This is a genomic window from Frondihabitans sp. OV104, from assembly GCF_057787745.1.
Map to the genome: position 1 here is coordinate 1,234,589 of NZ_CM173541.1, position 23,140 is coordinate 1,257,728.

Sequence of the window (23,140 nt, forward strand, 5' to 3'; positions counted from 1 at the left end):
ATGACCTCGTACCGCGAACGCCTCTCTCCCCCGCCGCAAGTCTTCCTCGCCCTGCTGATGGTCGTGCCCGCGAGCGTGCTGGTGTTCCTGCCCATCAATGTGCCGGTCGGCTGGGCTGTTGGCGTCGGGCTGTTCGCCGTCTTCGGTCTGATGCTCTGGTTCGGGTCGCCCGTGCTGACCGTCGACGACGAGGGGTTCCGCGCCGGGCGGGCGATCCTCTACCCGGGAGAGATAGGAGAGGCCGCCGCGTTCTCCGGAGAGGATGCGACGGCCCAACGGGGAACGCGGCTCGATGCCCGCGCCTGGACGCTGTTTCGGGGCTGGGTCAAGCCGGTGCTCAAGATCGATCTGACCGACCCGGACGACCCGGCGCCCTACTGGCTCGTCTCGACTCGCCACCCGACTCGGCTGTCGGCGGCGATCGACGGGATCAGGCCGCGCACTCCAGGCAGATAGGCCCGAGCTTGGTCTCGTGGTCGAGCTGCGAGCGGTGCTTGACCAGGAAGCACTCGACGCAGGTGAACTCGTCGACTTGCGGGGGCAGCACGACGACGTCGAGGTCGAGATCGCTGAGATCCTGCCCGGCGAGTTCGAAGCTTCCGGGATTGTCGGCGTCGTCGACGTCGACTACACCCGACATCGAGTCGGGAACCCGCTCTTTCAGCGCCTCGATCGACTCGGAATCGTCGTCGGTCTTGCGAGGTGCGTCGTAGTCGGTGGCCATGCCACTCCAGTTCTGTCTCAGTCCTGCTGCGAATATCCGGCCGTGTGCCGAAATCGGCGGCCACAGTTTGCATCAGATGAAAGTCGATGGCAAACCCGCCGGAGGGCCTCGTCGACTGCCCGAAGCCGCACGACCACAACTTGCGGCACGCCCGCGTTATTCCCCGGATCAGCGCCCCTGCCGTGGCATCCTGAGCGCTAATCGCGAAGGCGAAAGGCGGGACACCATGCAAGATCTGCGAGTCGTCGGAGTCGAGAGCGGCGCACTGCTCGTCGCGACCGATGCCGGGAGCGAATTCCGCCTGCCCGTGACCGGTTCGCTGCAGTCGCAGCTTCGCCAGGCCGACCCCGACCAGACCCCCGTGAAGCACCGGGTGTCCCCGCGCGAGATCCAGGCGAGCATCCGCGCCGGCCGTACGGCTGAACAGGTCTCCGCCGACACCGGCGCCGAGATCGGCTACGTCCGGCGCTTCGAGGGGCCCGTGCTCGACGAGCGCGCTTTCCTGCTCGAGTCGGCGCGTGCCGTCCCGGTCAGCGTCGCCGGAGTCGGCGCCTCCGAGTCGGCTCGGTTCGGCGCCGTCATCGACTCCCGCCTCGACGAGGCCGAGGCGACGGCGCGCGACTGGACCAGCTACAAAGACGCCGAGGGCTGGATCGTCCACGTCAGCTACACGACCAGCGAGGTCGAGCGCGACGCCGCCTGGCGGTTCGACCCGAAGAAGCAGGGGCTCGCCCCGCTCTCCGGCGACGCGCACACCCTCTCGCGCCAGGACGCCGACCACTCCTCCCTCGTGCCGCGGCTCCGAGCCGTGTCCGACTCCCCCGCTTCCCCCGCTTTCCCCGCAGGAACTGCCGCCCCGGCCGGATCGTCGAACCCCGACGACAGCGGTCGCTTCGACAGCGGCGCCTTCGAGGTGCAGCAGGAGCCCGCCCCCGCCGAGCCCGCCCCCACGAGCGCTCACGCCCGCGCCCGCGAGGGCTGGAGCGCCGCGTCGCTCGCAGCGATGAACCGTGCGCCTGAAGCCGAGAGCGCCCACAACCAGACCGCCGACCTCCTCGACGCGCTCCGCCGCCGCCGCGGAGAGCGCGAGGCCGCCCGCTTCGGTGACGACGACCCGCTGGCCGGCGCGAGGGCCGCGCACCCCTCCACCGGCGGCATCCGGGTGATCGACGTGCCGCTCGACGACTTCGATGAGACGCTCGGCGGTTCAGCCGACGGCGCGGCCTCGAGCTCAGGTGTCACTCCCGAGGCCGAGGCGCCTCGCGTCACGAAGCCGCTCGCGACGCACCCGACGGCATCGCGCCGACCGGCGTCTGCGCCCGCCGACGAGCCGCGTGCGTCGGAGCCCCGTCCCTCCGAGTCGCGCGTGTCCGAGGCGCGCAAGGTGCCGCGCGCGCGCAAGGGCCGCGCGTCGATGCCGAGCTGGGACGAGATCGTGTTCGGCGCGCGCTCGGACGACGATCCGGCCTGACGCCGCACCACCACACCGGCCTCGGCACCACGATCAGGACTCCACACCACCGGGCCGCTGGCCGCACCGCGATCAGGACTGCACACCACGATGATCTGCGGTGCCGAGTCCCGATCGTGGGCCGAAGGTCAGGCGGCCGCGCCGGCCAGCTGGGGCTCGTGAGAGGCGGCGCAGCGACGCAGGCCGACGCCGATCAGGACGACGACGAGGGACGGGCGGCGACGGGCAGTTCCTGCGCCCGGGGTCGTCATCGGTAGGCCGCCTGGAGAGCCGAGACGAGGGCGGCACCGTCGCGGACGTCGTAGAACCCGAGGGGCGACGGCGTGCCGAACAGACCGTCCATGCCCGAGTTGACGGGCCACGGTGTGCGGTTGCCGGTGAAGAATCCGCCGGCGATTGGCTGGTTCCAGACGACGGAGACGTGCGCGCGGTCGGACGACCAGGTGACGGTGTGGTCGGGGCCGGGCAGGCGTGTCTGCCGGGTCGACCGGCCGTCGCTCGACAGGGCGCGACGGTCGGTGATCGCGTAGGTCGTCGTGCGCTTGCGGTGGGCCTTGACGAAGAAGCGTCCGACGATGAAGAAGAGGCCGATCAGGCAGAAGAGGCCGCCGAACACGAGGAAGAAGGGCGGAGCGCCGGATGCCGCCGCCTGAGCGGTCCAGAAGATCGCGAACCCTCCCCAGAGCAGGCTGAACGGAATCAGGAACACGTCAGAGCGAGCGAAGACGACAGACGGATCGCCGCATCCTGACCAGAGCAGGCGTTCGCCGGGTTGGAGCTCGCCGCTGAGCCTGTCTTCGGGGGTCTCTGTCATCACGACACGCTAACGGAGGGGTCGTGAGCCGGGTTCAGGTTCGTACCCCCGCTGCTCACCGGTACTGTCGTCGAGAGGGGGATCTCATGGACTACACAGACTCGGGCCTCGCGCCCATCGGCTGGCTGACGCTCGCGTTGATCAACGCCGGGCTCGCCGAAAGCAAGAGCAGGTCGCGGTGGCGCTGGTTCGTGGCGTCGCTCTTCATCGGGCCCCTGGCGACGGCGCTCATCGTGGTGTGGCCGCGCGGCGCGGTCTCGCAGCGCAGCGAGTCGCGGCGGGGCGAGTAAGACCAGTCCGTCGCGCGCTGGTGAGGACTCGGCACAGAGTCCTTCTCGTCTGTGGAGTCCCGAACGTGGTGCCGACCGCGCGACCGCCCTCAGCAGAGGCGCGCGCGGCAGGCCCGCTGCCTCCGTAGGGTCGACCCATGGAACTCCTCTTCGTGCACGGCGCCCTCGTCCGCGACGGCGACTGGTGGTGGCACCGCACCGCCGAGCTTCTCGCCGCCCGCACCGGAATCCGCAGCCGCGCGGTGGCTCTGCCGTCCTGTGGCGAGATCCCTGCCCGCGACGACGCGACCGGCCTGGCCGCTGACGCGGCGTCACTCATGCAGGAACTCGACGCCACCGCCGACACCGCCATCGTGGTGGGTCACTCCTACGGCGGCACCGTCATCGCCGAGGCCGGCGCGCATCCCGCCGTGGCGCACCTCGTCTACGTGTCGTCGTATCTGCCCGACATCGGGATGTCGCAGGGCGCGATCATGGGCGGCGAGACCGACCCGGTGCAGATCCGCGACGCCGGCGACGGACGCCTTGCCGGCGACGGCTACGACGCCCGGTCGTTCGGAGCGCGCTTTCTTCAGGACGCCGACGCTGCGACTCAGGAAGACGGCTGGAGCCGGGTCACCGCTCAGGACGCCGGCGCGTTCCTGACTCCGACGACCGCAGCGGGCTGGCAGGGCGTCGACTCGACGTACCTCGTGTGCGCTGACGACCGCAGCACGTCCGTCGAGCTGCAGCGATTCCACGCCGCGCGGGCGACCCGGTCGGCCGAGCTCGCGACCGGGCACCACCCTTTCGTGACGCGGCCCGACCTGGTGGTGGCGCAGATCGAGGCGCTGCTGGGGTGAGGCGGGTGCGGGCTCCCGGTCGCATGTGCGGCGCGCGCCGCGTCTGCTGAGAGCGGACTGCCCGGCGTCCGGCGCCCCGCACCTGATTTACTCGCGACATGACGCCTCAGGACGACGCCCCCACCACCCGCAAGCCCGCCCTCTGGCGCGAGCTCGTCGGAGAGCAGCTCCGCGGCCGACGCGAGTCTCGTGACGAGTCGTTGCGATCGGTTGCCAAGCGCGCGGGCGTGTCGCCGCAGTACCTCTCGGAGGTGGAGCGCGGCATCAAGGAGCCGTCGAGCGAGATCCTGGCCGCCATCGGCGCATCGCTCGACGCCTCGCTGCTCGACCTGACGGCAGGCGTGGCGCGGCGGCTGCACGGCGACGCGGTGGCGGCGCGGCGCGGCGAGTACCGACTGGCGGCGTGATCCTCGTCTGAGGACGCCGTGCGCGCTCGCAAGGATCTCAGCCCCATCGTGCATGCCCCCCAAGGATCGACCCCCGCCCAGCGCACGTTCCCGAGGACACCCCGCCCGAACATCCCCGGCGAGCAACCAGCGCTGATTGACTCGACCCATGCACCACGACCTCCCGCCCATCGAGTTCGCCTTCCCCGGTCCCCTCCGCGACAGCCTCCTCGCCGCGGTCGCGTCGGGCGCGAAGACGAGCACGAGCTCCCTGCTGCTCGAGTACGAGGTCGAGGGCGAGCCGATTCCGGTCGCAGGAACTCGCGGCACCGCCATCGACTCCGACGGCCGCCCGCGCTTCGTGCTCGAGACGACCCGCGTCGATGTCGTGCGGCTCGGCGACGTGACGCTCGAGCACGCCGTCGCCGAGGGCGAGGGCTACGCGTCGGTCGCCCAGTGGCGCGCCGGGCACGAGCGCTTCTGGACCTCCGAGCCGCTCCGAGCCGAGCTCGGCCGCGACTTCACCCTCGACGATTCGACGATGGTCGTGCTGGAGCGGTTCCGCGTCGTCGAGACATCCTCGGCGTCGGAGTCGTAGGGTCGAGCCATGCCCTCCCTGATCCAGCAGCGCATGGCGATCGACCGGCGTCGCAACTACGGTCTGTTCGCGCTGATCGGAGGCTTCGTCTTCGTGGTCCTGAGCCTCGGGGAGCTGATCGCGTCGGGTTCGTCACGGTGGTTCGCCTGGGCCTACCTGGCCATGGCCGTGTTCTGGATCGTGGTGGGCCTCCGCGAGCGGATCGTCGGCACGCGCCGTCTCGCCGCCTTCGAGGCCGAGCACGGCGTGGGCGCCGGCGTCCAGCAATCTGTCCGCCGTCGCTGAGGCAGGCCCTCGCGACGAAGAAGCGATGACAGGGCCTCAGCGAACGACGCCGAACCTCACGCGAACGCCCCGAACCGCGCCAGCGGCACCTGCGTCTCCTCCGCCGTCCACGAGCCGTGCTGCCCAATCATCCCGCGGCCGCGCTCGTCGGCGGAGCGGTAGTAGGCGATGCCCTTCCGGGCCGCGACGAGCAGGTCGCCGATACGCGGTGCCACCTCGGGTGCGACCTCGCCGAACCAGCCGGCGGCGATCGCGTCGTCACGGGTGACGACCCACGAGCGGTCGTCCTCCGACTCGTGCCAGGCCCCGACGAGCGTCGCCCGGTCGGACGGCGACAGGTCGGGCTCGAAGTGCAGCTGCAGGCACCGCGGCTCCCCCGCGACATGGCGCACGCCGTCGACGAGCTCGGGCGAGCCGCCGAAGACGACGTGCTTGGACGGCTTCACGTCGAGCACGCCGTGGTCGGCCGTGACGACGACGGCCTGGTCTCGGCGCAGGCCCGCCACGAGCGTGCGCAGCTGCGAGTCGACGAGCTCGAGGGCGGCCGACCACTCCGGAGACTCCCACCCCGACCGGTGACCCGCCACGTCGAGTTCCGGCACGTAGAGATACGTCACAGAGGGCGCAGGAACTCCGAGCAACCGCGCCGCGGCGTCGAACCTCGCCTCCACCGAGTCGGCCGACGTGTACGTGGCACCGCGCAGCACCGCGTGCGTGAGTCCGGTGCGGGCGTACCGCGCCGGGCCCACCGCGTACGAGGCGACGCCCTCCGCCTTCAGCGTCTCGAAGACCGTCGGCACGCGCTGCCAGGTGAGCGGGTCGAGCCTGTCGTCCCAGCCCGAGAGCTGCTTGACCACTCGGTCGTGGGCGCCGTCGAGCACGCTGTAGCCGACGAGGCCGTGCTGGCCGGGGAGCGTGCCGGTGGTGATGGTCGCCAGCGACGCCGCGGTCGTCGTCGGGAAGCCCGAGAAGAACGGGGTGGACGCGGCGGCCAGCGTCCGCGCGTAGGCGGCTCGCTGCTTGAGTGCGGCGGCGCCGAGCCCGTCGACGATCACCACCACGATCTGCGTCGCCGCCGGGAAGCCGAGGGCGTTCGCCTCGCCGCGGAGCGCCGCGACACAGCTTGGGAGCACGTCGGCCAGGCTCCGGGTCGCGGGGTCTCGCGCCGGTACCATGGTCGTCATCCGGCCCAGTCTGGCACAGCCGCGGCGGCCGGGTTTCGTGGCAACAGTAGAAGGACTGAATGACGACGACCGACAGCACCGGCGGAGCCTACGAGGGCGAGCGCATCGAGGAGGTCGACGTCTCGACCGAGATGCAGGGGTCGTTCCTCGAGTACGCCTACTCGGTCATCTACTCCCGCGCCCTGCCCGACGCTCGCGACGGCCTCAAGCCGGTGCAGCGCCGCATCCTGTACCAGATGTCCGAGATGGGCCTGCGCCCCGACCGCGGCCATGTGAAGAGCGCGCGCGTCACCGGCGAGGTCATGGGCAAGCTCCACCCGCACGGCGACTCCGCGATCTACGACGCCCTCGTGCGCCTGGCGCAGGACTTCACCATGCGCCTCCCGACCATCGACGGCCACGGCAACTTCGGCTCGCTCGACGACCCGCCCGCCGCCGCTCGGTACACCGAGGTCCGCCTCGCCCCGGCCGCCATGGCGATGAACGAGGGCCTCGGCGAAGACGTCGTCGACTTCGTGCCCAACTACGACAACCAGCTGATGCAGCCCGAGGTCCTCCCCTCGGCCTTTCCCAACCTCCTGGTCAACGGCGGCTCCGGCATCGCCGTCGGCATGGCGACGAACATGGCGCCCCACAACCTCGTCGAGATCGTCGGGGCGGCTCGTCACCTGATCGATCACCCCGACGCCACGCTCGACGAGCTCATGGCCTTCGTGCCCGGCCCCGACCTCCCAACCGGCGGCACGATCGCCGGCCTGGCCGGCGTGCGCGACGCCTACGCGACCGGCCGAGGGAGCTTCAAGGTCCGGGCCAAGGTCTCGATCGAGAACCTCACCGCCCGTAAGAAGGGCCTCGTCTTCACCGAGCTGCCCTACCTGATCGGGCCCGAGAAGGTCATCGAGAAGGTCAAAGACGGCGTCAACGCGAAGAAGCTCACGGGCATCTCCGACATCAACGACTTCAGCGACCGCCACCACGGCATGCGCCTCATCGTCGAGATCAAGACAGGCTTCAGCCCCGAGGCCGTGCTCGAGCAGCTCTACCGGCACACGCCGCTCGAAGACGGCTTCAGCATCAACAACGTCGCCCTCGTGGAGGGCCAGCCCCGCACGCTCGGCCTGAAGGAGCTGCTCGAGGTCTTCGTCGCGCACCGCCTCGAGGTCGTCACCCGGCGCAGCCGCTACCGCCTGCAGAAGCGCGAAGACCGCCTGCACCTGGTCGAGGGCCTCCTGATCGCGATCCTCGACATCGACGAGGTCATCCAGGTGATCCGCACGAGCGACGACTCCGACGCGGCCAAGACGCGTCTGCGCGAGGTCTTCGACCTGAGCGACCTGCAGGCCGAGTACATCCTCGAGCTGCGCCTCCGCCGTCTCACGAAGTTCAGCCGCATGGAGCTCGAGACCGAGCGAGACGAGCTGCGGGCGGCGATCCAGGAACTCCGCGAGCTCCTCGGCGACCCCGCCAAGCTGCGCGCCCTCGTGTCGAGCGAGCTCGCCGACATCGCCGACCAGTTCGGCACGCCGCGTCGCACCCTGCTCACCGAGGCCGCGCCGTCCATCGCCTCGTCGGCGCGGAAGAACGCGCCCGTGCTCGAGGTGGCCGACGTGCCCACGAAGGTGTATTTGTCGACGACCGGGCGGATCCTGCGCGTGGATCTCGCCGAGTCCGACGGCGCAGCACCCGTGCCGCCATCGCGCCGCACCAGGCACGATGCGATCCGGTCGAGCGTCGTCACCACGACCCGGGCAGAGATCGGGGCGGTCACCTCGACCGGGCGGCTGATCCGGTTCACGCCGGTCGACGTTCCTGCGGCGCCGCCGTCGTCGGTGCAGCTCGGAGCCGGAGTGCCCATCAAGGACTACCTGGCGCTGCCGTCCTGGGCGAAGGGCGAGACCGTGCTCGGCCTCGTGTCGCTCGACCTCGATCAGCCGCTGGCGCTCGGGACGGCGCAGGGCATCGTGAAGCGCGTGACCCCGGGCGCCTGGCCGTCGAAGCCGGAGTTCCCGGTGATCGCGCTCAAGGCCGGCGACTCGGTCGTCGGGGTCGCGCAGGGTCCCGACAGCGACGAGATGGTGTTCGTGACGGCGAAGACGCAGCTGCTCCGCTACTCGGCCTCGCTGGTGCGCCCGCAGGGGCCGGCCGGCGGTGGCGTCGCCGGCATCTCGCTCGGCGCCGGAGACAACGCGCTCTTCTTCGGGGTCGTGCCCGGCGGCTCGGACGCCGTGGTCGCCACGATCTCGACCTCGGCGGCGACCATCGCCGGGGCCGATCCCGGGCGCGCGAAGGTCAGCGACTTCGTCGACTACCCCGCCAAGGGCCGCGCCACCGGCGGTGTGCGCGCCCACGCCCTGCTCAAGGGCGAGGACGGCCTCGCGGTCGCCTGGGTCGGCGTTGCCCCGGCGCTGGCCGTCGGAGCCGACGGCGGCGTGAGGCAGCTTCCGGCGACGCTCACCCGGCGCGACGCGTCGGGCACGCCGCTCGACTCGGTGGTCGGGTCGATCGGTGGCGCTGTCGCCTGAGCCGGCTGCGGCGCTGAGCCCGCCGAATCGGGACACCCCCGCCGACGCGACGGCGGGCGCGAGCCGATTCGGCGGGGACGACGGGGCTGTCGCGACCCCGCCGCGTGAACCCTCCAGAACGGCCCGGACCCTCCAGAACGGCTCGGACCTTTCGGAGCGGCGTCTAGGTGTCGATGCGCTCGCGCGCCAGGCCGGCCCCGTCGATGATGAACTCCTTGCGCGGCGCCACATCGTTGCCCATCAGCAGCTCGAACACCCGGCCGGCGTTCTCGGCGTCTTCGACCTTCACGCGGCGAAGCATGCGGTTGGTGCGGTCCATCGTGGTCGTCGCCAGTTGCTCGGCGTCCATCTCGCCGAGGCCCTTGTAGCGCTGGATCGGATCCTGGTACTTCTTGCCCGACTTCTTCAGCCCGGCGAGAACACCGTGCAGCTCGGCCTCGGAGTACGTGTAGATGGTCTCGTTCGGCTTCGATCCGGGGTTGATCACGACGACGCGGTGCAATGGCGGCACGGCGGCGAAGACGCGGCCGGCCTCGATCATCGGCCTCATGTAGCGGAAGAACAGCGTGAGCAGCAGCGTGCGGATGTGCGCGCCGTCGACGTCGGCATCGCTCATGATGATGACCTTGCCGTAGCGGGCGACGTCGAGGTCGAACGACCGACCCGATCCGGCGCCGATCACCTGGATGATCGACGCGCACTCGAGGTTCGACAGCATGTCGCTGACGGACGCCTTCTGCACGTTCAGGATCTTGCCGCGGATCGGCAGCAGCGCCTGGTACTCGCTGTTGCGGGCCGCCCGTGCGGTGCCCAGCGCGGAGTCGCCCTCGACGATGAACAGCTCGCTCGACGACACGTCGCTCGAACGGCAGTCGACGAGCTTCGACGGGAGCGACGACGACTCGAGCGCGTTCTTGCGGCGCTGCGTCTCTTTGTGAGCGCGGGCGGCGATGCGCGACTTCATCTCGGTGACGATCTTGTCGAGCACCGCGGCGGCCTGCGTCTTGTCGTCGCGCTTCGGCGACGCGTAGATCGCGGCCATCTCTCTGGCGACGACGTTCGAGACGATCTGGCGGACGGCGGGGGTTCCGAGCACCTCCTTGGTCTGGCCCTCGAACTGCGGCTCGGGCAGTCGCACCGTGAGCACGGCGGTGAGACCGGCGAGGATGTCGTCCTTCTCGAGCTTGTCGTTGCCGACCTTCAAGCGGCGGGCGTTCGACGTGACCTGGTCTTTCAAGAACTTCAGCAGCCCGGCGTCGAAGCCGGTCTGGTGCGAGCCGCCCTTGGGCGTCGAGATGATGTTGACGAAGCTGCGCGTGACAGTCTCGTAGCCCTCGCCCCAGCGCAGGGCGATGTCGACCTCGCACTCGCGCTTGACGTCGGTCGAGACCATCTGCCCGTGGTCGTTCAGCACGGGGACGGTCTCGGTGTAGTGCCCGGTGCCCTGCAGGCGCCAGGTGTCGGTGACGGCCTTGTCGGGAGCGAGGAAGTCGACGAACTCCGAGATGCCGCCCTCGTACGAGAAGACGGACTCGAGGGGCTGATTGCCCTCGGTGTCGGCGGTGGTGACCGGGCGCTCGTCGCGCACGCGGATCGTGAGGCCGGGAACGAGGAACGCGGTCTGCTGGGCGCGCTTGACGAGGTCGTCGGTGACGAACGCGGCGCCCCTGGTGAAGATCTGCCGGTCGGCCCAGTAGCGGATGCGCGTGCCGGTGGCGGCTTTCGGCGCCTTGCCGACGACGCGGAGCACGCTGCCGTTCTCGAACGGCGTGAAGGTCGCGTCGGGTGTGGGCCCGTCGGGGCCGTCGGCGAAGGTGCCGGGCTCGCCGCGGTGGAACGACATGGCGTGCGTCTTGCCTCCACGGTCGACCTCGACGTCGAGGCGCTCCGAGAGGGCGTTCACGACCGAGGCTCCGACGCCGTGCAGGCCGCCGGATGCCGCGTAGGAGCCGCCGCCGAACTTGCCGCCCGCGTGGAGCTTCGTGAAGACGACCTCGACGCCCGTGAGGCCGGTCTTCGGCTCGATGTCGACGGGGATCCCGCGGGCGGTGTCGCGGACCTCGACGCTGTCGTCGGCGTGCAGGACCACGTCGATCGACGTTCCGAAGCCGCCGAGGGCCTCGTCGACCGAGTTGTCGATGATCTCCCAGAGGCAGTGCATGAGGCCGCGCGAATCGGTCGAGCCGATGTACATGCCCGGGCGCTTGCGCACCGCCTCCAGACCCTCGAGCACCGACAGGTGACGTGCTTCGTACTGGGACGGCGGGGTGGTTGCCACGGATCTCCATTCAGGTGCTTCTTCGTCGTTGCCCAGGAATGAATCCGCACAAGCGACGCGTTAAGAATACGTGCGTCACCGGGCCATTCCGTGCCCGACACCCGCACGGGAGGGCTCCCCGGACTGGGGTCGTCCAATCCCGTACGCGAACAGCGAAATCCGGCGAAATGTCGCACGGACGAAACGTTCCCGTGTTTTGATGAGTGTCACGAACCCGCGCACCACCGTATTGGAGGAGCATCACATGACTCAGATGGCCACCGACCACACAGCCGTCGACGAGCTCGGCTCCCGCTACCAGCTCTCGGCAGCAGACCGCTGCGACAGCTGCGGAGCCCAGGCGTACATCCGAGCGACCATGGCGAGCGGTGAGCTCCTGTTCTGCGCCCACCACGGCGCCAAGTTCAAGGAGAAGCTGCAGCCGAACGCCATCGAATGGCTCGACGAGACGGCCAAGCTCCACTAAGAGCCCGGCTCCTCACCTACAGACTTTCCAAGAAGGCCCGCTCCCCCACCGGGGTGCGGGTCTTCTGCCGTTCTCCCCTACCTACTTCGGCGACGACCGGAGAGGCAACCGCACGACCTCGACATCGCGAACACGGCCGTCGTCGAGCACCAGGGTCATGAACGTGCATGCCGGCTGGCGGCGCCGGTCGGTCGGCGACCCCGGGTTGAGCATCCGCGTACCCGCCGCTGTCACGGAGTCCCACGGGATGTGGCTGTGGCCGAAGACGATCACGTCGGCCTCGGGGTACTCCGCATCGGCGCGCTCCTCCCGGCGGAGCGCGGGGCCGGTCTCGTGGACCACGACGATGCGCGCGCCTTCGATGTCGGCCGTCGCCACCAGCGGAAGGCGCGGCTCGAACTCCGGCCCATCGTTGTTGCCGCGGACGGCGAGGAGGCGCCTCGATCGCCGCTCGAAGTCGTCGAGCATCGACAGCTCGACCCAGTCTCCGGCGTGGATCACGACGTCGGCGCTCTCGACGGCCCGCCAGACGGTCTCCGGCAGCTGCTTGGCGCGCTTCGGAACGTGAGTGTCTGACACGAGGGTCACGCGGGTGGGCATGGTGCCACGCTAGCGAGAAGCGGGCGCAGGAACTGCCACCCGCCGCCGTCACATCGCCTTGAAGACATGCTCCAGGTTCGCCGAGATGACCTCGCGCGACTTCGTCGCGTACTCGTCGAGCGTCGCGTGGGCCTCGGCCACGGCGTACGCGCCGCCCGTGCGAGCGACCGCCGCCGTGAGCACTCGGTCGGTGAGCGCCGGGTTGAGGGGCAGCGCCGGCCCCTTCATCTGCGTGCCGAAGGAGGCTCCGCGGATGACGCCCTCGCGTCCGTCGCCGTTGCCACCGCCGCTGACGACGGCGCCGAACGGGCTCGCGCCGGCGCCGAGCTCGAAGCGCGTCGCGTGGTCCTCGAAGCCGAGCAGGTCGAGCGAGCCACCTCCGTAGGGCGTGCTCACCTTGAAGTAGTTGGCACGGCGCTGGGCGCCCCGGTGCGCGCTCGCGTCGAAGAAGCCGAGGCCCTCGAGGTCGGCGCCCTCTCCGCTGATTCCGCGCGAGAGGATCTCCATGCCGCCGCCGATGGCGACGACAGGGACCCCGGCGTCCGACCAGTCCGAGAGGAGGTCGCGGAACCGCAGCACATCGGAGTGGATGGCGCGCAGAGTGGACAGCGGGCCGCTGCCGATGAGCACGACGTCGGCCGCCGCGGGAAGCGCGTCTCCGGGGCGGTGCTCGGTCACGGCCACGTCGAGGCCGCCGCGCCGGGCGCGCTCGGCGAGTGTCACGACGTTGCCGCCGTCGCCCGAGACGCCGAGCTGCTCGGGATAGAGCTGGAGGATGGTCAGGTCGGTCATGCTCGCTTCTCCAGGTCGGGGTAGCCGAGCATCTTGCGCGCGATCATCATCTGCTCGTAGTTCACGATGAAGTTCTTCGTCTTGCCCGACGGCGACGGCAGGGCCTTCATCCGGTCGATGGCCTTCTCGATCTGCGGCTCGACGGTGCCGATCGGGATGCCTGCATGCTCCAGGCGTAGCGCGATCTGCCAGGCCTTCGCGCCCGAGACCACGTCGACGTGGTCGAGCGACGAGAAGTCGACGTCGTAGATCCACGAGATGTCGGGGGTGCCCTCGTCGATTGCGAGGAGCACCTGCTCGGGCGCCGTCGCCAGGGCGTCGAGGTTCAACTGCAGGCTCGCCGCGTTCTTGAACATGACGAACTCGGCCTCGTCGCTGCCGATCTTCAGGCGCTCACCACGGCCGTAGGCCGGCTTCATCGCGGCGAAGGCCGCGACGGCCTTCTGGGAGTCGAACTCGGGGCCGAGCGCGACGCGGGCGGTCTGGATCGCGGCGGCCGCGTCGACCGCGTAGTGGAGCCCCTTGGCGGGGAGCCGGACGTCGACGGCCTGGTCTCCGAGCGCGATGGTGGCGCCGGTGGCGGTCAGCGCGGTGACCTCGGCCTCGGCGGTGAGAGCGCGCGTTCCTGCGCCCTTGTCGTACGCGCTGGCATTCTGCAGCCCGTGAGGCGCCGCGGCGACCAGGGCCGGCGACGCGCCGAAGCGGGTGACGTCGAGCGTGGCGCTCTCGAACGGGCCGAGGTACTCGTCGTCGCGGTTGGTGACGACGTGGGTGCCCGCGGTGGCGGCCGTGTCGGTCATCATGTCGGCGACGCGCGAGGTCTCGTAGAAGCGGTAGAGCTGGTCGACCTGCACGTTGAGCATGAGGACCGTCGAGGGGTGCAGATGACCGGAGAGCTCGACGGCGAACGCCTCGTCGACCTCGAGCACGCCGACGTCGGCCTTGAGTCGCCCGAACAGGCTCACCTCGGAGAGGAGCGCCGACGCGATGCCCTGCGGCAGGTTGGCCCCGGTCGGGTTCGTGAAGACGCGCAGGCCGTGCGAGCGCATGATGTCGGACAGCATGTGCGTCGTCGTCGACTTGCCGTTCGAGCCGAGCACGAACAGGACGCCCCGGTCGAACTGCCTGGTGACATCCGTGAGGAAGGTCGGGAGCAGCTTGAGGACGAGGTAGCCGGGGTACGCCGACCCACCCCCTCGGGCCCTTGCGAGAACGCGGACGAGACGCCCGAGGAGGATGGGGAGAACGTACTTCAAAGGATTCCTAGCGTCGGCTGCGTCGGCGATGGGTGCTTCTTATTCGAGGTAGTCGCGGAGGGACTGCGACCGCGACGGGTGGCGCAGCTTGGCCATCGTCTTCGACTCGATCTGGCGGATGCGCTCGCGCGTCACTCCGAACGTGTCGCCGATCTGGTCGAGGGTCTTGGGCATCCCGTCGCCGAGCCCGAAGCGCATGCGGATCACGCCGGCCTCACGCTCGGAGAGGCTGTCGAGCAGCGACTCGAGCTGCTTCTGCAGCATCGTGAAGCCCACGGCGTCGGCGGGCACGACGGCCTCGGTGTCTTCGATGAGGTCGCCGAATTCGCTGTCGCCGTCTTCACCGAGCGGGGTGTGCAACGAGATGGGCTCGCGGCCGTACTTCTGGACCTCGACGACCTTCTCGGGCGTCATGTCCAGCTCGCGCGACAGCTCTTCGGGGGTGGGCTCGCGGCCGAGGTCCTGCAGCATCTGGCGCTGCACGCGGGCGAGCTTGTTGATGACCTCGACCATGTGAACGGGGATGCGGATGGTGCGGGCCTGGTCGGCCATCGCGCGGGTGATGGCCTGGCGGATCCACCACGTGGCGTACGTCGAGAACTTGAAGCCCTTGGTGTAGTCGAACTTCTCGACCGCGCGGATGAGGCCCAGGTTTCCTTCCTGGATGAGGTCGAGGAACTGCATGCCGCGGCCGGTGTACCGCTTGGCCAGGCTCACCACGAGTCGGAGGTTGGCGCCGAGCAGGTGGCTCTTGGCGCGCTGGCCGTCGCGGGAGACCCAGCGCAGCTCGCGCTCGAGCTCCTTCGAGAGGCCCGTCGAGTTGGCCAGCTTGTCGTCGGCGAACAGGCCCGCCTCGATGCGCATGGCGAGCTCGACCTCTTCGGCCGCGTTCAGGAGCGCGACCTTTCCGATCTGCTTGAGGTAGTCCTTGACCGGATCGGCGGTGGCGCCGGTGATGGTCGACGAGTAGACGGGGATCTCGTCGTCGTCGTCCTGCGAGATGACGAGGGCGCCGGTGGGGAGGACCTCGTCGGCGGCCTTCTCGGCGTCGGTGGTCTCCTCGCCGTCGGCCGTCTCGGTGCCGTCCGCGGTCTCGGTCGTCTCGGCGGTGTCGTCGGCGACGACGACCTCGGGCTCGTCGTCCTCCTCGTCGTCGTCAGCCGACTTGCCGGCGGCCTTGGCCTTGGCGGGCGATGCCTTCGCCTTGGCCGGCGCCTTCTTGGCAGGAGCCTTCTTCGCAGCGGGCTTCTTGGCGGCGGGGGCGGCGACAGCCGCGTCCTCGGTGGTGATGTCGTCGGTGTCGGTCACGGCGGCGGCGACGGGGGCTTTGGTGCGAGTAGCCATTGGGTGCACCTTTCACTCGGGCTTCGAAAAGTCGGTGGAGGCCCTGCGCCGTCGGTGGTTCTGCGACTGCAAGGCGGGGAGGACGACGACGCTGATCCTGCTTGTCGTCGGCCAGAGAGTTCGGTTTCGGGCAGTTCGGTTCGGGTGACTGTGCCTGCCAAAGCGGCACAGCAAGGACCCATGTCAAGCCCCGAGGCATTTCACCAAGGGACAAGAAAGGGTCCGTGAGTAATTATTGCACGCCCGAGAGCGACCCGTTTACAAAAGGGGGCATTCACTGCTAGTGGCGGCGTAACTTCCTGGAGAGTGCAACCCAGAGCGGGCCCACTTCTATTCCTTCCTCGAGGTGCATGCGGCGCCTCGTGCGTCGCCTGTCGACGACCAGCCCGACCACTCCCGCTCCGACGATCACGTACTGCACGCAGAAGGCGACGCGGAAGTTCGACCAGGCGAAGAGAGGCTGCGGATCCCCCGCCGCGACCCCGGCGCCGTGGAGGGCGTCGAGCACGATGCCGATCAGGAACATCATCACGAAGCTCGCCAGGAACCCGCCGACGTTCACGATGCCGTTGGCTACGCCGAGGCTGCGGAGCGGATTGAAGGTGCGTGCGAAGTCGAAGCCGATGAGCGAGCCCGGCCCGCCGACCCCGAGGGCGACGACGAGCGCGACGACGAGCCAGTGCGGCGGCCGGTCGGGCCACGCGAGCACGAGGGTCCACATCAGCCCGAGCACGGACACGATGCCGAGCACGAGGTTCGACCGGCGGAGCGGGAACCGCGCGGTGAGCAGACCCAGGAGGGGGCCTGCGACGACCCCTGTGACGACGAGCAGCGCGAGCAGCCCCGACGCCTCGCCGCGGCTGAAGCCGAGGCCGCCCACGAGCGCGGGAACTCCCCAGAGCAGGCTGAACACGGTGCCCGACGACTGGGTCACGTAGTGCGACCAGAAGCCGAGCCGGGTTCCGGGGCGCTTGACGCTCTCGGCGAGCTGACGTCCGGCGGCGGCCCACGAGGCGACGACGGGCAGCTCGGTGCGGCCGACGGGAGAGTCGCGCACGACCAGCATCAGCACGACGACCGATACGCCGGCGACACCGGCGGCGACCGCGAATGCCGTGCTCCAGCCGGCCGTGTGCAGCACGGCGGCGAACGGGATCGCCGAGAGGATCTGCCCGATCTGCCCGAGGTTGCCTGTCCACTGCGAGACCTGAGGCAGCACCGGCCCGCGGAACCACGACGGCAGCAGGCGGATCACCGAGATGAAGGTCATCGCGTCACCCGCTCCGACGAGCATGCGGCCCGCGATGGCCACGCCGATGTGCGGCGGCGAGACGGCGACGACCGCTTGGCCGAGACCGAGCACGACCGCCCCCAGCACGAGCAGGAACTTCGGCCCGACCCGGTCGAGCATGACGCCCACGGGCACCTGGAGCCCGGCGTACACCACGATCTGGGTCACCGCGAGCGTCGAGAGCGTCGCCGCCGAGATGGAGTAGACGTCTTGGGCGTCGACGCCCGCGACGCCGAGCGACGAGCGCTGCAGGACGGCGACGACGTAGGCGAAGACCGCGGCGCCCCAGACGAGCCAGGCGCGAGCGGAATTCACCCCGCAACCCTAGCGGGGCCGGGGCTCTAGCCCAGCGAGGGGCCGCCGTCGTCGTCCACCTGGCGGGTCGAGAGGAACTTCTCGAGCTCGGCCGCGATCGAGTCGGCGCTCGGGACCTGTCCGTCGAGGCCGATCAGCGGCGAGGGCAGGGGGTTGCCCTCCATGTAGGTGTCGTGACGCTCTTCGAGGGTCTGCACGAGGCGTGTCAGTTCCTGGTTTCCCGTGACCTGCTCGTCGACCTTGCTCAAGAACTCGCGCCCTTCCTCGCGCAGCCTGTCGCTCGGGAAGATGAGCCCCGTCGCGGCGCTGATGCTCGACAGCGCGGTGACCGCGGCGTCGGGGAACTCCGTGTCGGCGAGGTAATGAGGCACCAGGAGCACGAAGCCGGCGGTGGGGTGGCCCGTCGCCGAGAGGCGGAGCTCGACCAGGTGGAGCGCGTTCGCGGGGGCCTGCGTCGTGGGGCGCCAGACCGAGAGCGACTCGATGAGGTCGACCCGGTTGCCCGAGACGGTGACGCCGAGGGGGCGCGTGTGCGGCACCGGCATCGGGATCGCCTGCACCCACGTCGTGGTCGACACCCCGTACCGCTCGACGAGCTGCATCACGGCCGAGGTGAACGCCTCCCAGCGGAAGTCGGGCTCGAAGCCCGACAGGAGGAGGAACTGCTGGCCGATCTCGTCCTTCATGAGCGACAGGGTCAGCGTCGAGGCCTGGAAGTCGGCGATGTGGTCTTGATCGAAGGTGATGATGGGGCGGCGTGCGCGGTAGTCGAGGAGGATGTCGGCGTCGAACGTCGCGACGACGTCGCCGTCGAGCGTGTCGCCGAGGTACTGGGTGATCTGCGCCACGGTCGAGCCGGCGTCGGCGAACCCGGTGAGTCCCGCGACGAGCGGGAGCCCGGCTGGCACGCCGGACGAGTCGGGCGACAGCTGGTACAGGTCTGCAGGATCGGACATGCTGTCAATGCTAGGCACGCGCACCCTCGTGAACGTCCGTCGGAGGCAAGCTGACAGCGAACACCTCGATACGATCGACGGCATGACAGTCGCCGCTCTCACCGTGTCCGCAGAAGCCACCGACGCCGAGGTCTTCGTCATCGGCGTCACCCCCGGCAAGGGAGACGAGCCGCCCACTCTGCTCTGGGACGCCCCGGTGCTGGCAGGCTCCCTGCAGGAACTCGGGGTGGTCGCCGGCAAGGACGAGCTCACGCGCCTTCCCGCCTCGGCCCTCGGCGAGGGTGCGGCGCCGATCGGCAGCGCACCCGTGGTCGCCCTCGTCGGCCTCGGCGGCGCCGTCTCGATCGAGACTCTCCGCTACGCCGCCGGATCCGCCGCGCGCCAGCTCACCGGAAAGGACCGCATCGCTCTCGGCCTCCCCGTCGCCGACGAGGCCGAGGCTCTCGCCGTGCTCGAGGGCGCAGCTGTCGGCGCCTACGTCTTCGACACCTACAAGCACACCTCGGCCAGCCCGACCCGTCGCGTCGCGTCGTCGATCGAGCTCGTCACGGCCGCCGCCGTCGACGCCGCGACAGTCGAGAAGGCCGCAGCCGTCGCCACCGCCGTCCACACCGTCCGCGACCTCGTCGCCACGCCCCCGATCGACCTGCCGCCCGCTGCTCTCGCCGACGAGGCCGTCCGCCTCGCCGCAGAGTCGCCTTCCGGCGACCTCACCGTGACCGTGCTCGCGGGCGACGAGCTGCGCGACGCAGGATTCGGCGGCATCGTCGGCGTGGGCCAGGGCTCGGCACGCCCGCCCCGCCTGGTCAAGGTCGCCTACTCCCCCGCCGGCGCCGCCAAGCACCTCGCACTGGTCGGCAAGGGGATCACCTACGACACCGGCGGGCTCTCGCTGAAGCCGGCCGGCGCCATGCTCGGCATGAAGTACGACATGACCGGCGCCGCGACGGTTCTCGCGGTGACGATCGCCGCCGCGCGTCTCGCCCTGCCCGTTCGCCTGACCGCGTGGCTCTGCATCTCCGAGAACATGCTCGGCGCCGACCCCATCCGCCCCGACGACGTCCTCACCATCAAGAACGGCACCACCGTCGAGGTGACCAACACCGACGCCGAAGGCCGGCTCGTGCTCGCCGACGGCATCTCGGCTGCGAGCGAGGAGCAGCCCGACGCCATCGTCGACGTCGCCACCCTCACCGGTGCGCAGGTCGTCGCCCTCGGCATGCGCTACGTCGGAGTCATGGGCACCGACGACTTCGCGCCTCGGGTCGTCGAGGTCGCCGACGGGGCGTCCGAGCCGTTCTGGCGGGTTCCGCTCGCCCCGGAGCTGCGCGCGCGGCTCAACTCCGACGTCGCCGACCTCGTCAACGCGACTCCGGGCAACACGGCTGCGGGCATGCTGCTCGCGGGGGTGTTCCTCAAGGAGTTCGTCGGGAAGCGCGAGGGCACCGACGAGCTGATCCCGTGGGCTCACCTCGACATCGCCGGCCCGAGCGAGAACAAGGCGGGCGGCTACGGCTTCACGACCAAGGGCGCCACGGGGATCGCCGTCAGGACTCTGATCGACCTGGCAGTCTCGTTCTGAGCGGCGTACTAGGGTAGTTGAGGGCGGGAGAAACCCGCCGTTTTGCAAGGCGTGCGGCCGTGGTCGACATCCGCGACCACGGCCGCCTCCTTGGCCAATGCACGAAGGAGTTGCTGGGTGTCGGAACAGAATTTTGACGTGGTGGTCCTCGGTGGCGGCAGCGGCGGCTACGCCGCGGCCCTCCGCGCCTCCGAACTGGGCTTCTCCGTCGCCCTCGTCGAGAAAGACAAGGTCGGCGGCACCTGCCTCCACCGCGGCTGCATCCCCACCAAGGCGCTCCTGCACGCGGCCGAGGTCGCCGACGTGTCGCGCGAGTCGGCCAAGTACGGCGTCCACACCCAGCTGAACGGCATCGACATCGCCGGCGTCACGACGTACCGCCGCGACATCGTCGAGCACAAGTACAAGGGCCTGCAGGGCCTCGTCAAGTCGCGCGGCATCACCACGATCGCCGGTGCCGGCCGCCTCACGTCGCCGAGCACGATCCAGGTCGGCGACGACACCATCACCGGCAAGCACATCGTGCTGGCCACCGGCTCCTACTCGCGCAGCCTGCCCGGTCTCGAGATCGGCGGCCGCGTCATCACGAGCGAGCACGCCCTCGAGCTCGACTACATCCCGAAGCGCGTCGCCATCCTCGGCGGCGGTGTGATCGGCGTCGAGTTCGCCAGCGTCTGGAAGTCCTTCGGCTCGGAGGTGCAGATCATCGAGGCTCTCCCCCACCTCGTTCCCAACGAGGAGGAGTCGATCTCCAAGTCGTTCGAGCGGGCGTTCCGCAAGCGCGGCATCGCCTTCAGTCTCGGTATCCGCTTCCAGAGCGTGACCCAGGACGACCAGGGCGTCGTCGTCACGCTCGAAGACGGCAAGACGTTCGAGGCCGACATCCTCCTGGTCGCTGTCGGTCGCGGCCCGGTGACCGCCGACCTCGGCTACGAGGAGATCGGCGTCACCATGGACCGCGGCTTCGTCCTCACCGACGAGCGCCTCGCGACCAGCGTCCCCGGCGTCTACGCCATCGGCGACATCGTCCCCGGCCTCCAGCTCGCCCATCGCAGCTTCCAGCAGGGCATCTTCGTCGCCGAGGAGATCGCCGGCCTCAAGCCGGTTGTCATCGAAGACGCGAACATCCCGAAGGTCACGTACTCCGACCCCGAGGTCGCCTCCGTCGGCCTCACGACCGCCAAGGCCACCGAGAAGTACGGCGCCGACAAGATCGCCGCCTACGACTACAACCTCGCCGGCAACGGCAAGAGCTCGATCCTCGGCACTGCCGGGTCGATCAAGGTCATCCGCGTCGTCGACGGCCCCGTCATCGGAGTTCACATGATCGGCGCCCGCGTCGGCGAGCTCATCGGCGAAGCGCAGCTCACCGTCAACTGGGAGGCCTACCCCGAAGACGTCGCGAGCCTGATCCACGCGCACCCGACCCAGAACGAGGCCCTGGGCGAGGCGATGCTGGCGCTTGCCGGCAAGCCGCTCCACGCGATGTAGCTTCACAGCACCATCCCCGCCGAGGCGCTGTCCCACAATTCATAGTTAGAACCGCAGAAGGAGTTCCCCTGATGAGCGAATCCGTCAACCTCCCGGCACTCGGTGAGAGTGTCACCGAGGGCACGGTCACCCGCTGGTTGAAGAATGTCGGCGACCGGGTCGAGGTCGACGAGCCTCTGCTCGAAGTCTCGACCGACAAGGTCGACACCGAGATCCCGTCGCCGATCGCGGGCGTGATCGAGGAGATCCTCGTCGCCGAGGACGAGACCGTCGAGGTCGGCACCGCCCTCGTCAAGATCGGCGACGGCAGCAATACCGGAAGCACGGGCGATGCCCCTGAGGCCGAGGCTCCGGGCACCGGTCCGGCATCGACCGATGACACCCCCGCCGCGGACTCCGAGACCGAGGAGTCGTCCGAAGGGTACGAGTCGCCGTCGCCCGCCACCGAGGCTCCCGCCGAGGTCCCCTCCGATGCAGCGCCCGCCCCCGGCGAGGACGCCCCGGCCGAGGCTCCCGAGCCCGCTCCGGCCGTCGACCCGGCTCCGGCCGCCGCGGCACCCGCATCGCCGGCTCCGGTCGCCGCCGCACCGGCACCTGCAGCGCCCGCTGCTCCCGCGCCTGCCACGCCGGCGCCCGCTGCTCCGGCGCCCGCTGCTCCGGCGCCCGCTGCTCCGGCGCCCGCTGCGCCCGCAGCCCCGGCTTCGGCCGGCGGGCCCGTCGGCTACGTCACCCCTCTCGTCCGCAAGCTCGCCAACGAGAAGGGCATCGACCTGTCGACGCTCTCCGGCAGCGGCGTCGGCGGCCGTATCCGCAAGGAAGACGTCCTGGCCGCGGCCGAGGCCGCTGCGAAGGCCGCTCCGGCCGCCGCTGCTCCCGCCGCCTCGGCCCCCGCGGCTTCGTCGTCCTACGAGCCGCTGCCGGTGTCCGACCTGCGCGGCACCACGGTGCCGATGACCCGCCTCCGCAAGGTCGTCGCCCAGCGCGCCGTCGAGTCGATGCAGTCCACCGCGCAGCTCACCAGCGTGGTCGAGGTCGACGTCACCAAGGTCGCGAAGTTCCGCGATGCGGTCAAGGGCGACTTCCAGGCCAAGACCGGCAACAAGCTGTCGTTCCTGCCGTTCTTCACGCTCGCAGCGGCGGAGGCCCTCCAGGCCTACCCGAAGCTGAACGCCACCGTCGAGGGCGACTCGATCGTCTACCCCGACACCGAGAACATCAGCATGGCCGTCGACACCGAGCGCGGCCTGCTTACCCCGGTGATCAAGAATGCCGCGTCGCTCGACCTGGCCGGCCTGGCCGCGTCGATCGCCGATCTCGCCGGTCGCACCCGCGACAACAAGCTGACCCCCGACGAGCTGTCCGGCGGCACCTTCACGGTGACCAACACCGGCTCGCGCGGCGCGCTGTTCGACACCCCCGTGGTGTTCCTGCCGCAGGTGGCCATCCTCGGCACCGGCATCGTCGTCAAGAAGCCGGTCGTCGTCACGGCCGACGGCTCGGAGTCGATCGCGATCCGCTCGATGGTCTACCTGGCGCTCTCGTACGACCACCGCATCGTCGACGGTGCCGACGCCGCCCGCTTCCTCGTCGCGGTCAAGAACCGCCTCGAGGGAGGCGACTTCGCCGGGAAGCTCGGCATCTAGCTCCACCCGC

The 23,140-nt window shown here is 70.1% G+C and carries 23 protein-coding genes; 12 read left to right on the top strand and 11 right to left on the bottom strand.

The window, feature by feature from the left end; genetic code table 11:
• A complete protein-coding gene (locus tag AC3CBB_RS05825; RefSeq protein WP_123504661.1) occupies window positions 1–456 on the top strand; it encodes a DUF3093 domain-containing protein in 456 nt (151 codons plus the stop codon).
• Here AC3CBB_RS05825 and AC3CBB_RS05830 read toward each other — a convergent pair.
• The gene (locus AC3CBB_RS05830; RefSeq protein WP_488626316.1) at window positions 431–724 is read right to left on the bottom strand and encodes a DUF4193 domain-containing protein; all 294 of its coding nucleotides are present in this window, start codon (window positions 722–724) and stop codon (window positions 431–433) included. The genes AC3CBB_RS05825 and AC3CBB_RS05830 overlap by 26 nt on opposite strands.
• Window positions 725–950: 226 nt before the next feature.
• Between AC3CBB_RS05830 and sepH the strand changes: the two genes are divergently transcribed.
• Complete coding sequence (gene sepH, locus AC3CBB_RS05835; protein WP_488626317.1) at window positions 951–2,195, top strand: septation protein SepH; 1,245 nt, start codon at window positions 951–953, stop codon at window positions 2,193–2,195.
• 128 nt (window positions 2,196–2,323) lie between these two features.
• Here the strand turns inward: sepH and AC3CBB_RS05840 are convergent, their stop codons facing one another.
• Window positions 2,324–2,446: a hypothetical protein gene (locus AC3CBB_RS05840; protein ID WP_255410930.1), complete on the bottom strand. Its 123-nt coding sequence runs from the start codon at window positions 2,444–2,446 to the stop codon at window positions 2,324–2,326.
• Window positions 2,443–3,009 (bottom strand): hypothetical protein, encoded by a 567-nt coding sequence (locus AC3CBB_RS05845; protein WP_488626318.1) that lies wholly within the window; start codon window positions 3,007–3,009, stop codon window positions 2,443–2,445. The genes AC3CBB_RS05840 and AC3CBB_RS05845 overlap by 4 nt, the downstream gene beginning before the upstream one ends.
• Before the next feature lie 86 nt (window positions 3,010–3,095).
• Here AC3CBB_RS05845 and AC3CBB_RS05850 point away from each other — a divergent pair, with 86 nt between their 5' ends.
• The 5 genes from AC3CBB_RS05850 (at window position 3,096) to AC3CBB_RS05870 (ending at window position 5,410) form a co-directional block, all read left to right on the top strand.
• Window positions 3,096–3,299 (top strand): hypothetical protein, encoded by a 204-nt coding sequence (locus AC3CBB_RS05850; RefSeq protein ID WP_123504665.1) that lies wholly within the window; start codon window positions 3,096–3,098, stop codon window positions 3,297–3,299.
• A 137-nt stretch (window positions 3,300–3,436) separates the two neighbouring features.
• On the top strand, window positions 3,437–4,141 hold the full coding sequence (locus AC3CBB_RS05855; RefSeq protein WP_488626319.1) for an alpha/beta hydrolase: 705 nt from the start codon (window positions 3,437–3,439) through the stop codon (window positions 4,139–4,141).
• Window positions 4,142–4,239: 98 nt separating this feature from the next.
• Window positions 4,240–4,548, top strand: coding sequence for a helix-turn-helix domain-containing protein (locus tag AC3CBB_RS05860; protein ID WP_123504667.1), 309 nt, complete (start codon window positions 4,240–4,242; stop codon window positions 4,546–4,548).
• 148 nt (window positions 4,549–4,696) lie between these two features.
• Window positions 4,697–5,125 carry an ASCH domain-containing protein gene (locus tag AC3CBB_RS05865; RefSeq protein WP_488626320.1) on the top strand — a complete coding sequence of 143 codons (429 nt, stop codon included), beginning with the start codon at window positions 4,697–4,699 and terminating at the stop codon, window positions 5,123–5,125.
• A 9-nt stretch (window positions 5,126–5,134) separates the two neighbouring features.
• A complete protein-coding gene (locus AC3CBB_RS05870; protein ID WP_488626321.1) occupies window positions 5,135–5,410 on the top strand; it encodes a hypothetical protein in 276 nt (91 codons plus the stop codon).
• Between the two features lie 56 nt (window positions 5,411–5,466).
• Here the strand turns inward: AC3CBB_RS05870 and AC3CBB_RS05875 are convergent, their stop codons facing one another.
• Window positions 5,467–6,594, bottom strand: a complete 1,128-nt coding sequence (locus AC3CBB_RS05875) for an alkaline phosphatase family protein (RefSeq protein WP_488626322.1) — start codon at window positions 6,592–6,594, stop codon at window positions 5,467–5,469.
• A 59-nt stretch (window positions 6,595–6,653) separates the two neighbouring features.
• On the opposite strand from AC3CBB_RS05875, the gene AC3CBB_RS05880 reads away from it, so the two are divergent.
• Entirely contained in the window at window positions 6,654–9,116 is a 2,463-nt protein-coding gene (locus AC3CBB_RS05880) for a DNA gyrase/topoisomerase IV subunit A (protein WP_488626323.1), read from the top strand.
• A 163-nt stretch (window positions 9,117–9,279) separates the two neighbouring features.
• On the opposite strand, the gene AC3CBB_RS05885 is transcribed toward AC3CBB_RS05880, so the two are convergent.
• Window positions 9,280–11,394, bottom strand: coding sequence for a DNA gyrase/topoisomerase IV subunit B (locus AC3CBB_RS05885; protein ID WP_123504671.1), 2,115 nt, complete (start codon window positions 11,392–11,394; stop codon window positions 9,280–9,282).
• A gap of 244 nt (window positions 11,395–11,638) precedes the next feature.
• On the opposite strand from AC3CBB_RS05885, the gene AC3CBB_RS05890 reads away from it, so the two are divergent.
• Window positions 11,639–11,860 carry a DUF7455 domain-containing protein gene (locus AC3CBB_RS05890; protein WP_123504672.1) on the top strand — a complete coding sequence of 74 codons (222 nt, stop codon included), beginning with the start codon at window positions 11,639–11,641 and terminating at the stop codon, window positions 11,858–11,860.
• Between the two features lie 81 nt (window positions 11,861–11,941).
• Here the strand turns inward: AC3CBB_RS05890 and AC3CBB_RS05895 are convergent, their stop codons facing one another.
• From AC3CBB_RS05895 to AC3CBB_RS05920, 6 genes are all read right to left on the bottom strand, one after another.
• Complete coding sequence (locus AC3CBB_RS05895; protein ID WP_488626324.1) at window positions 11,942–12,460, bottom strand: metallophosphoesterase family protein; 519 nt, start codon at window positions 12,458–12,460, stop codon at window positions 11,942–11,944.
• 48 nt (window positions 12,461–12,508) lie between these two features.
• Window positions 12,509–13,252, bottom strand: coding sequence for a type 1 glutamine amidotransferase (locus tag AC3CBB_RS05900; RefSeq protein WP_488626325.1), 744 nt, complete (start codon window positions 13,250–13,252; stop codon window positions 12,509–12,511).
• Window positions 13,249–14,508 (bottom strand): MurT ligase domain-containing protein, encoded by a 1,260-nt coding sequence (locus AC3CBB_RS05905; protein WP_488626326.1) that lies wholly within the window; start codon window positions 14,506–14,508, stop codon window positions 13,249–13,251. Before AC3CBB_RS05905 ends, AC3CBB_RS05900 begins: the two co-directional genes overlap by 4 nt.
• A 39-nt stretch (window positions 14,509–14,547) precedes the next feature.
• Entirely contained in the window at window positions 14,548–15,852 is a 1,305-nt protein-coding gene (locus tag AC3CBB_RS05910; protein ID WP_123504676.1) for an RNA polymerase sigma factor, read from the bottom strand.
• Between the two features lie 280 nt (window positions 15,853–16,132).
• A complete protein-coding gene (locus AC3CBB_RS05915; protein ID WP_488626327.1) occupies window positions 16,133–17,458 on the bottom strand; it encodes an MFS transporter in 1,326 nt (441 codons plus the stop codon).
• Window positions 17,459–17,484: 26 nt separating this feature from the next.
• Window positions 17,485–18,414, bottom strand: a complete 930-nt coding sequence (locus AC3CBB_RS05920) for a proteasome assembly chaperone family protein (RefSeq protein WP_488626328.1) — start codon at window positions 18,412–18,414, stop codon at window positions 17,485–17,487.
• Between the two features lie 82 nt (window positions 18,415–18,496).
• On the opposite strand from AC3CBB_RS05920, the gene AC3CBB_RS05925 reads away from it, so the two are divergent.
• The 3 genes from AC3CBB_RS05925 (at window position 18,497) to sucB (ending at window position 23,130) form a co-directional block, all read left to right on the top strand.
• Window positions 18,497–19,996 carry a leucyl aminopeptidase gene (locus AC3CBB_RS05925; protein ID WP_123505162.1) on the top strand — a complete coding sequence of 500 codons (1,500 nt, stop codon included), beginning with the start codon at window positions 18,497–18,499 and terminating at the stop codon, window positions 19,994–19,996.
• A 117-nt stretch (window positions 19,997–20,113) separates the two neighbouring features.
• Window positions 20,114–21,487 (top strand): dihydrolipoyl dehydrogenase, encoded by a 1,374-nt coding sequence (lpdA, locus tag AC3CBB_RS05930; protein ID WP_488626329.1) that lies wholly within the window; start codon window positions 20,114–20,116, stop codon window positions 21,485–21,487.
• A gap of 71 nt (window positions 21,488–21,558) precedes the next feature.
• Entirely contained in the window at window positions 21,559–23,130 is a 1,572-nt protein-coding gene (sucB, locus tag AC3CBB_RS05935; protein WP_488626330.1) for a 2-oxoglutarate dehydrogenase, E2 component, dihydrolipoamide succinyltransferase, read from the top strand.
• Window positions 23,131–23,140: the final 10 nt, after the last annotated feature.

Excerpts from the sequence above, each read along its gene's own strand:
- sucB (WP_488626330.1), top strand. The coding sequence starts at position 21,559 with ATGAGCGAATCCGTCAACCTCCCGGCACTCGGTGAGAGTGTCACCGAG.
- AC3CBB_RS05860 (WP_123504667.1), top strand. The coding sequence starts at position 4,240 with ATGACGCCTCAGGACGACGCCCCCACCACCCGCAAGCCCGCCCTCTGG.
- AC3CBB_RS05840 (WP_255410930.1), bottom strand. The coding sequence starts at position 2,446 with ATGACGACCCCGGGCGCAGGAACTGCCCGTCGCCGCCCGTCCCTCGTC.
- AC3CBB_RS05875 (WP_488626322.1), bottom strand. The coding sequence starts at position 6,594 with ATGACGACCATGGTACCGGCGCGAGACCCCGCGACCCGGAGCCTGGCC.
- AC3CBB_RS05850 (WP_123504665.1), top strand. The coding sequence starts at position 3,096 with ATGGACTACACAGACTCGGGCCTCGCGCCCATCGGCTGGCTGACGCTC.
- AC3CBB_RS05865 (WP_488626320.1), top strand. The coding sequence starts at position 4,697 with ATGCACCACGACCTCCCGCCCATCGAGTTCGCCTTCCCCGGTCCCCTC.
- AC3CBB_RS05880 (WP_488626323.1), top strand. The coding sequence starts at position 6,654 with ATGACGACGACCGACAGCACCGGCGGAGCCTACGAGGGCGAGCGCATC.
- AC3CBB_RS05920 (WP_488626328.1), bottom strand. The coding sequence starts at position 18,414 with ATGTCCGATCCTGCAGACCTGTACCAGCTGTCGCCCGACTCGTCCGGC.
- AC3CBB_RS05830 (WP_488626316.1), bottom strand. The coding sequence starts at position 724 with ATGGCCACCGACTACGACGCACCTCGCAAGACCGACGACGATTCCGAG.
- AC3CBB_RS05900 (WP_488626325.1), bottom strand. The coding sequence starts at position 13,252 with ATGACCGACCTGACCATCCTCCAGCTCTATCCCGAGCAGCTCGGCGTC.
- AC3CBB_RS05925 (WP_123505162.1), top strand. The coding sequence starts at position 18,497 with ATGACAGTCGCCGCTCTCACCGTGTCCGCAGAAGCCACCGACGCCGAG.
- AC3CBB_RS05855 (WP_488626319.1), top strand. The coding sequence starts at position 3,437 with ATGGAACTCCTCTTCGTGCACGGCGCCCTCGTCCGCGACGGCGACTGG.
- AC3CBB_RS05890 (WP_123504672.1), top strand. The coding sequence starts at position 11,639 with ATGACTCAGATGGCCACCGACCACACAGCCGTCGACGAGCTCGGCTCC.
- AC3CBB_RS05870 (WP_488626321.1), top strand. The coding sequence starts at position 5,135 with ATGCCCTCCCTGATCCAGCAGCGCATGGCGATCGACCGGCGTCGCAAC.
- AC3CBB_RS05895 (WP_488626324.1), bottom strand. The coding sequence starts at position 12,460 with ATGCCCACCCGCGTGACCCTCGTGTCAGACACTCACGTTCCGAAGCGC.
- sepH (WP_488626317.1), top strand. The coding sequence starts at position 951 with ATGCAAGATCTGCGAGTCGTCGGAGTCGAGAGCGGCGCACTGCTCGTC.
- AC3CBB_RS05910 (WP_123504676.1), bottom strand. The coding sequence starts at position 15,852 with ATGGCTACTCGCACCAAAGCCCCCGTCGCCGCCGCCGTGACCGACACC.
- AC3CBB_RS05845 (WP_488626318.1), bottom strand. The coding sequence starts at position 3,009 with ATGACAGAGACCCCCGAAGACAGGCTCAGCGGCGAGCTCCAACCCGGC.
- AC3CBB_RS05825 (WP_123504661.1), top strand. The coding sequence starts at position 1 with ATGACCTCGTACCGCGAACGCCTCTCTCCCCCGCCGCAAGTCTTCCTC.